At 48.8% G+C, this 7,657-nt stretch carries 11 protein-coding genes and 1 pseudogene; 8 read left to right on the top strand and 4 right to left on the bottom strand.

The window, feature by feature from the left end; genetic code table 11:
* The 5 genes and pseudogenes from A3OI_RS20830 to A3OI_RS22430 form a co-directional block, all read left to right on the top strand.
* Positions 1-345, top strand: a 345-nt coding sequence (locus A3OI_RS20830) for a tetratricopeptide repeat protein (RefSeq protein WP_018405601.1), incomplete at its 5' end; no start/stop codon positions are given.
* A gap of 107 nt (positions 346-452) precedes the next feature.
* Positions 453-626: a hypothetical protein gene (locus A3OI_RS22920; protein WP_155903227.1), complete on the top strand. Its 174-nt coding sequence runs from the start codon at positions 453-455 to the stop codon at positions 624-626.
* A gap of 386 nt (positions 627-1,012) precedes the next feature.
* On the top strand, positions 1,013-1,213 hold the full coding sequence (locus A3OI_RS0117995) for a hypothetical protein (protein ID WP_018405603.1): 201 nt from the start codon (positions 1,013-1,015) through the stop codon (positions 1,211-1,213).
* Positions 1,204-1,428, top strand: coding sequence for a hypothetical protein (locus A3OI_RS22925; protein WP_155903229.1), 225 nt, complete (start codon positions 1,204-1,206; stop codon positions 1,426-1,428). The genes A3OI_RS0117995 and A3OI_RS22925 overlap by 10 nt, the downstream gene beginning before the upstream one ends.
* Positions 1,429-2,221: 793 nt before the next feature.
* Positions 2,222-2,359: pseudogene (locus A3OI_RS22430) on the top strand (integrase core domain-containing protein); the annotation flags it as partial.
* A gap of 76 nt (positions 2,360-2,435) precedes the next feature.
* Here the strand turns inward: A3OI_RS22430 and A3OI_RS0118005 are convergent.
* The 4 genes from A3OI_RS0118005 to A3OI_RS0118025 form a co-directional block, all read right to left on the bottom strand.
* Entirely contained in the window at positions 2,436-3,722 is a 1,287-nt protein-coding gene (locus A3OI_RS0118005; protein ID WP_018405605.1) for a hypothetical protein, read from the bottom strand.
* 187 nt (positions 3,723-3,909) lie between these two features.
* Positions 3,910-4,347: a hypothetical protein gene (locus A3OI_RS0118010; protein ID WP_228703036.1), complete on the bottom strand. Its 438-nt coding sequence runs from the start codon at positions 4,345-4,347 to the stop codon at positions 3,910-3,912.
* A gap of 108 nt (positions 4,348-4,455) precedes the next feature.
* A complete protein-coding gene (locus tag A3OI_RS22440; protein ID WP_228703037.1) occupies positions 4,456-4,629 on the bottom strand; it encodes an SAM-dependent methyltransferase in 174 nt (57 codons plus the stop codon).
* A gap of 442 nt (positions 4,630-5,071) precedes the next feature.
* Positions 5,072-5,680 (bottom strand): ATP-dependent DNA helicase, encoded by a 609-nt coding sequence (locus tag A3OI_RS0118025; protein WP_018405609.1) that lies wholly within the window; start codon positions 5,678-5,680, stop codon positions 5,072-5,074.
* A 163-nt stretch (positions 5,681-5,843) separates the two neighbouring features.
* Here A3OI_RS0118025 and A3OI_RS0118030 point away from each other — a divergent pair, with 163 nt between their 5' ends.
* From A3OI_RS0118030 to A3OI_RS20835, 3 genes are all read left to right on the top strand, one after another.
* A complete protein-coding gene (locus A3OI_RS0118030; RefSeq protein WP_018405610.1) occupies positions 5,844-6,296 on the top strand; it encodes a hypothetical protein in 453 nt (150 codons plus the stop codon).
* Positions 6,293-6,613, top strand: a complete 321-nt coding sequence (gene tnpB, locus A3OI_RS0118035) for an IS66 family insertion sequence element accessory protein TnpB (RefSeq protein WP_018405611.1) — start codon at positions 6,293-6,295, stop codon at positions 6,611-6,613. The genes A3OI_RS0118030 and tnpB overlap by 4 nt, the downstream gene beginning before the upstream one ends.
* Before the next feature lie 64 nt (positions 6,614-6,677).
* A partial coding sequence (locus tag A3OI_RS20835) for an IS66 family transposase (protein WP_018405612.1) occupies positions 6,678-7,657 on the top strand: 980 nt, incomplete at its 3' end.

Consider the following 7,657-nt stretch of genomic DNA (forward strand, 5'->3'; position numbering starts at 1 on the left):
CAATATTCTCTAGGCATCATGTATGGCAATGGCCATGGGGTATCCCAGGATTATGCCGAGGCGGCTCAGTGGTATCGCCGTGCTGCCGAACAGGGAACTGTAGACGCTCAACTCAGTCTTGCCCTCATGTATTACAGAGGCACGGGTGTAACCCGTAACCCAGTTATGGCTTATGTAGTAAGCAACCTTGCGGCAGCGCAAGGACATAAAAAAGCACGAGAGGTCCGAGACGCTACTGCGTACACCTTGTCGCGTGAGCAGATCACTGAAGGGCAACGAATGGCCAGTGAATGGCGGGTTGGGACACCGCTGCCTTACTTCAAGGACTTCAAAACCTGGCCATAGCTGCGTTTACAGGTTTTTCGGGGGGAGTTCGCTTCAAATCCCTTACGGAAACCATCCATGCCAGGCTCAGGAAAAACAACACACCAAAAACGAGAAGGATATAAATCATGAATAAAAAACTGAAAATTAGCCTTGTATTTTCATTGGCTGTTTTGTCATTTTCCGCATTTGCTGGTGTTTTAATGCAACAATGGACAGAAGGAACCAGCCGGTTTTGCAAATACAGCGATGGTGAAGTGACTGAAATTAGCTATGGGTCAACTTGTCCTAGTACAAATTAAACACATACAAGTGCAGGCATGGCAACGTCTATGATTAGAGGGTGTTGCACTTAGTTATTGAGGCCGCGCTCACTAGGATTAAATATGGATATATTTTATAGGTTAAAAAAATTAGTTGTTTTTTTGTATATTACAGCTAAGTGGCTTGGAGTCATTTGTTGGTGGGTCTTAGTGTCAAGTATGGTGTGGGCAGAAGGGTGGGCGGTACTCTTGGTATCCGACAGACCTGGAAATCCAGCAATAGTTTTTATACTCGCAATATACTTATTCGTGCCACTTATTATATTAAGTGCTATCGAGTGGATACTATTTGGAAAGTTCACATGGAGCTATAAGTCTTTTAAGAAAAAGGAGCATTAAAATTGACGATATATACAAGAAACTCCATGGTTAAGAAAGAGCATGTGAAAATTATTGCCAGAAAATTAAGAGCTTTAGGTTCCGATGTACCAAAAGACTTAAGCATAGATGAAGCGCACGCTTTGGCTAATATGTTGTATTTAGCGACAGGGAATGGGACATATAAATTACCCATTGAGCAGATCAATAAAATAGAAGGCAGTGATTTCACTATTAAATGGGAGTAAAGAGTTATGCCTATACTTTTAGAGCAAAAACGATTATTCGTATGGTTATCGGCTTTGTAATGATTAATTTTGTTGTATTAGTCGCAATTACATACGAACAACAGCCAGGTGACCCACGCACTTACGCAAATATGCTCGGGGGTGCTGTGGCTCTTATTGGTATTCCTGGAGTTTTTCTGTTTTATATTGGTTGGAAAGCACGTAATAGCTCTTAATGTGTGCTGAATTTGATGCTAAAAAGCAATTAAACAGGCACGAAAAACAGTTGGTTTTTCTCCTTCGTCGCCTATTCTAACTAACTATTTTTTGCCTGTTAACTCAAATCCAGGATGACGTGAGAATATACAAGGCTATACTGAAGCTAATAAAAATTCTGTTTGTGTTTGGGTGTATCGTTACCATCTCAATGTTTTATTTCATTCATAGCAGTTATTACCAAGGGGTACGATCACAAGAATCCTATAGGTATGCAAAATATGTGGTAGCATCGATTTCAATCTACTATTTTATCCATTCAACATATCCCTTCAGTATTAACGAGCTTGATCTGAAAATGGGCGATGGAGAATACGTCGGCAAGGTTACTCTTAATAGCCAGACCGGGGTAATAAAAATACGGCTGGCTGGGGAGTCGTTGAACGAAGGAGTCCTGATTTTTTCACCGAAGGTGATCAATGACACCGACATATCGTACACCTGTCGCCCCTTGGGTGTTCCTCCAAAATACATTCCAAAAGAATGTCCAAAAAAGGGAACTGAGTAGTAATTGGAGTAGAACCCAGTGACTTACGCTCTCAGCTTGTTAGAAGCTGAACTGCTTCATGCCTCTGCGATACACCGCAAGCACTGCGCATAATCGGCGTTACGTTAAGGTCGCAAAGCGAACGTCCAGATTGACCACAAAGCGGACCTTTTACAGCGTCCTGATATCGCACTTGTCTCCGGCTCAGGGCTTTATGATCCCGGATTTTCCAGTTTTGAACGGACCAAAATTCCCGGGGTAGGCGCAACAGAAACCGGACTCGGTTGATCTATATTCAGCCCGTCAAGCCAACTCAGAATGCCTATATCGAGCGCTTCAATCGGATCCCTTGGCATGAATGGATTGATCTGCATCAATTCAGCGGCATTCCTCATGCCCAGCTATGAGCGACCCAGTGGTTGTGGCAATACAATGCTGAGAGACCCATTAAATTCAAACTAATCGGGTCTCGGGTAAATATCAATTAGACGTGCAACTTACAATGTTTGAAATGACTATACAATTCGTCGTCGACTGATTATTCCAGTTGTTAGGGACATTATTAAGCTCAACAGGCTGTTGCGATGAGCTCCAATTTTGCCAGCTCTGGTTGTTAATCGCATTATTAGTTTGCTGACGTTGCTTAGCTATCTGTTGTTGTCGCTGCTGAGCTATCTGTTTTTGTCGCTTCTGATTTATTCTTTGCTGGTCAAGATATTTTGCCTCTGCTTTTTCCCATTTGCGTTCTTTCTCAACTCTATATCTTGTTATTTGGTCATTTAAATGTGAAATATCACCATTAGGTAGACAAACACGGCCATAAATCGAGTTATCCATGAAATCTACACTAACATTTCCATCGCATATTTTTCTTTTATAAATCGCCATTGCTTGCTTGCTTGCATCAAGTCTACCACTAACAGCTTGAAGTTCTTTATTTGTTGAATTTATAGTCGCAATCATCGCTTGGTCCAAGTCATAATCAAGCTTTACAAGCTCTCTATTACCATTTTCAACTCGGGCTATCTCGCTATAACCATTTACATAATTAGTAATAGTAAAAACTTCATTTTCATTTTTATATATAGAAATATGCCTCCAATTGCTATCTTCTGGATTGGTAGATAAATTAACTCTTAACACGTTGTTTTCCCGAGTTATTTTCGCTACGAATCTCCTACCTGTAAAAAGCTCTTCTTCCCCATAAAAATTAGGCCCATTTAGGTCGTTGAAACCAATAGCGGAAGTATAATATTCAATACTAGGTCCATTCTTAACAATCTCTATCATATCATAATAGAATTTACCGTCTTCAGGATTAGCCACATACCGGTACTTCTCCGCATCGTACATTGCTATGTAAAAAGTATCAGGTTCCTGCCCAACTTCGCCGTAGTAAACTAAATATGAGACTAGGCCATATTCAATTGTTTCATTGAATTCACGACCAAGACCAAATGCATAGCCATCCTTACAGTCGCCATCCCAATTTGTATTAGCACGAGATACAAAGTCCCAAATAGTAGGGTCGTTTTCATCTACTACACGTGCATGATAATATATCATACACGGTTCAATCTTATTATTAGGTTGGAACCATTTATAGACTTTTTTTAATTCGGGATATTCTCCACTATCATTACCAGAACTCAATAGCTGAGCAAGCTCCTGGCTCTCTTTTTTTGGCATGTTAGGAATACGGTCATTTGTTGCGCATGATGAAACTAACAAAGACGCTAAAATAGCTGCGAAGTATTTAACATTCATCCTTTTTTTCCTTGTCACTTTTAAATCTAAGTTTCACCCAAAGACGCACAATGGTCAAATGGCATCTTGAATCTTAGCAGCCTTACTAGGTCCGCTTTCCAATGTTTGCGACGCCATGACCACGGGTTCTACCCCCGCTACTGCGGACATTCCTAAGTGGAGGATTCACAGAGCGTGCGATTCCCTATCACCGGTCAAAATTGGCCAAGGTGTAATCAGTCATCGCAGCTTCGACTGCGGTTTTTGTGTTTTGCAGCACCACGTCAGCCTCCATAGCTGCGAAGATCTCGCCGTAGTCTTTAACGTAAAGCACCGTCGAGTCGGAGTCCTTTCTGCCAAACTGAATGGCGAGGGAAAAGACAGAGGTCTGGTCGACGTCGAGGCATCTGACGCTGACACTCAGGTGGACTTCCCCGCGGCGTCCTGGCTTTGGCTCAACTTCCGACTCCTTAATGACGCTTGCCACGGCGTCTTTTAGCTCGCGCTCCGTAATCACGCAGGCATCTTCCTCAAAACGGGCAACGTAACCCAGGATGTTGGGATCAGCCTTTTCAAGAGCATTCATGTACCAGGATGGCGGGAAACCGCCATGGGCCACGTTGGTGACCAAGAGCAGCGCGAGCACGCATAAATTTAGCCGGGAAAACATCTTTGAACTCCAAACCTTGGATAGAGACTGATGTTTTAACCAGTAACTCGCCTTTAGGCAAGGCCGCCATCTTGATTAAAGCCCTCACGTCCCCCGGAAACCTCGGGCCACCAGATAAACTCCCCGCGATCTTGCTCTGGACGAATCAGGCTTGCGCGCCATCACCTTGCCGAAAACGTCCCGCACGGCTTTGACATACTGATCATAGCCCTCCCCGTGGAGCACCTTGGCCACAGAGCTGCCTTCGGGCTTAAGCAGCTAACAGACCATGTCCAGTGCCAGCACGATTAGATACGGCGTAATCGTCAGTCCGGGTGCTCAAAATCAGGCGCTATGCGCGATTATTTCTGTCTACAAGCATGTGCTGAAACGAGGATGTTTACAGGAAGACAGCTTCAGATCCTGAGCGGCGCCTCTGATTCGCTTCCTGTAGTCATGGAGCCGCCCAATGTAATCGAACACATTATCTCGTGCTTCGTTTGTGACGCCATTTGATCGCTCACCAGCGATCATGAAAGCTTGTTTCTTAACCAATTCAGGGTGAAGAAAGTGAGTAATTTGCTGCGCTTCCAAGGTTCGCTTTTGTTTAAAAATAAACATTTTGAATAACCATGAGTGTATTCATAACCACAATTTGATGAACAGGAACAGGCTGAGGAGCCGATGGCCACGACCAGCGATGAAGGGGTTTGTGCTGACATCAGCCAACCCCCGAATCCCTTTTCCTCTCTTCCAGCAACTCCCTCAAAAAACTCGCTCGCAGATTCGCATTGCTTACCGATTTTGCGATGGTCGCGAAATCACTAACTTGCCCAACGATATGGACCTCTATCTCGGCGCGGGTAATCGCTGTGTAAAGCCACGCACGGTCGGAAATACGGCCCTTCTGAACTACCACGATAATCCTTGGGAACTGGCTACCTTGAGCCTTGTGGAGCGTGATCGCGTAGCCAAGTTCCATGCAGTCGAAGACGTCCTCGGTGATGGCAATCTCCTCTCCGGTATCCAAGGTTACGATACCAAATGTTTTTTGGCCATCTTGAACGTTACGCTCTGCCGAGGATAAGAGACCAAGAGATCCGTTCTGGATACCAATATTGTAGTTGTTCCGGGTAAAGAGGATCGGGTCCCCCACCCTCAGATCAAGGTAGAAATCATCCCCATGCAACGTGAACTCCAGTCTTTGACCGCCTGGATTGATTAGCCGTTGAGACTCCACGTTCAACTCGCCAACCAAAGCCTTCGTTGCCCCGATGATCTGGGTATTGTGAGCCGATTCTGCATACAGGGTTTTGCACTTGTCGACCAATCGCTCCGGAGGCGTTTCGTGAAAAGTGATCGCACCTACCGACAGTGATGGCGGCACCTCGCCTCGATTGATGGTGGCAGAGTAGTAACCTTACGGCAGCATAGCGCAACTTCCTGCTGAGCTTCTGATTCAATGAATGCCTCAACCCTATCAGGAGGCAGTCATGATTCCACTAACCCCCGTCAACGATACCGTTCAGCTCCAGAGGCGGCTCGATTCGCTGGCCGCAGACTTCACGCGCTGGCGTGCGCAACGACCACACCAGCGGGCTGCCGTGCCTCAGTCACTGCGCGACAGGGCCGTCGCGCTGGCACTGGCATCCTCGCGGGTCCGCGTCAGCAAAGCACTTAGCATCAGCTATACCATGCTGAACACCTGGTCGCCGAAATTGCAGGCGCAGGCAACGCCGCATCGGCGTGGTATGTCACACATATCGACTCCCACGCCCGCCTCAGCACCAACCTTTGTCCCGCTTGAACAGGCAGTGGCCGATGCCGCCCTGCCAGCCTTCACCGTCTCGACCTCATCAGGCCAGCGGCTAACGATCGAAGGGGCCTGCAGTCCTGCTCAGGTGAGTGCGCTGGTACTGGCGCTCTGCGCCACGGCGGGCGCATGATCCTGCTGACCAGCTCGAGCCGCATCCTGCTGGCAGCGCAGCCGGCTGACTTTCGTCGCGGCATCGATGGCTTCGTGGCCCTGTGCCGTGATCAGCTCAGACAAGACCCCCGCGGTGATACCCGCTTCGTCTTCACCAACAAAAGCCGCACCATGGTCCGCGTGCTCTGCTATGACGGCAGCGGGTTCTGGCTCATGACCAAACGCCTCTCGCAAGGCCGCTTTACCCGCTGGCCGGCCGCAGGCAGTGCGCTGACCGTGCTGGAGGCGGCGCAGCTGCGGCAGTGGCTGCGTGGCCCTGTCGAGAAATTATCTTGAAAACGTTCGAAAACTCAGTAGGCTATGCCAACATCTTCAAACAGACTCACAACAGGAACAGATCATGGCTGCCAGTGCCACAACACTGACCGAAGCGCAGGTAGAAGCGCTGACCACGCGCGTGCAGCATGCGCTGGATCATGATCTGGCCCTACCACCTGAAGATGTCAGGCTGCTGCTCGATGCGCTGATGACGCTGGCGAAGCTGCAGGCTGGCATCAAGTCCAAGAGAGTCGGCCTGCACAAGCTGCGGAAGCTGGCCGGCCTGGTCGATGCTTCAGAAAAGCTCAGCAGTCTGCTGGGCACCGCCACTGGGAAGAGCGGATCACGCAAAGCCTCATCACGCAGTCCGGCCACCTCGGCCGAACCACCGGCTGTCGAGGCGGTGCCACCGACGGTCGAACATCATGCGCTCGAAGACGTCAGCAAGGGCGACGACTGCCCTGAATGCGAGACCGGCAAGCTCTACAAGTACGATCCGGCCAGCTTCGTCCGCATTGAGAGTCAGCCACCGTTCAATGCCGTGCAGCACGTGGCCGAGCGCCTGCGCTGCAACGCCTGCGGTGTCTTCATCACGGCCACACTGCCAGACTCTGTTCTGCAGGACGGCGGGCGAGGCCAGAAGTACGGCTACGGCGCCAGAGCCCTGATGGCCATGAACAAGTACTTCGCCGGCCACCCGTTTTACCGTCAGGGCACCCTGAATCAGCTCCTGGGCGTGCCAATGACAGCCTCGACGATCTTCGATCAGTGCGAGCATCTGGCCAATGATCTCAAGCCGGTGCATGACACCCTGCTCAAGCTGGCCGCCGACGCCTGGCTGTATCATATCGACGATACCGGGAACCGGATACTGGATCAGAAGCCGGTCATGAAACGCAGTCGCCATGACGGCCGTGAGCGACTGCGCTCCGGCATTCATACCTCCGGCATGATTGCCGAGCAGCGCGACGGTCCGCCCCTGGTGCTGTACCAGACATCGCTCAGCCATGCCGGTGAATTACTGGACGATGTCCTGCGCCTGCGCAGTGACGGCAGCCCGCC

The sequence above is a fragment of the Marinobacter gelidimuriae genome, from assembly GCF_000372805.1.
GTDB lineage: Bacteria > Pseudomonadota > Gammaproteobacteria > Pseudomonadales > Oleiphilaceae > Marinobacter > Marinobacter gelidimuriae.

What these genes read in the sequence shown, in the direction of transcription:
- A3OI_RS22920 (WP_155903227.1), top strand. Translation starts at nt 453, where the DNA reads ATGAATAAAAAACTGAAAATTAGCCTTGTATTTTCATTGGCTGTTTTG.
- A3OI_RS0117995 (WP_018405603.1), top strand. Translation starts at nt 1,013, where the DNA reads ATGGTTAAGAAAGAGCATGTGAAAATTATTGCCAGAAAATTAAGAGCT.
- A3OI_RS22925 (WP_155903229.1), top strand. Translation starts at nt 1,204, where the DNA reads ATGGGAGTAAAGAGTTATGCCTATACTTTTAGAGCAAAAACGATTATT.
- A3OI_RS0118005 (WP_018405605.1), bottom strand. Translation starts at nt 3,722, where the DNA reads ATGAATGTTAAATACTTCGCAGCTATTTTAGCGTCTTTGTTAGTTTCA.
- A3OI_RS0118030 (WP_018405610.1), top strand. Translation starts at nt 5,844, where the DNA reads ATGATTCCACTAACCCCCGTCAACGATACCGTTCAGCTCCAGAGGCGG.
- tnpB (WP_018405611.1), top strand. Translation starts at nt 6,293, where the DNA reads ATGATCCTGCTGACCAGCTCGAGCCGCATCCTGCTGGCAGCGCAGCCG.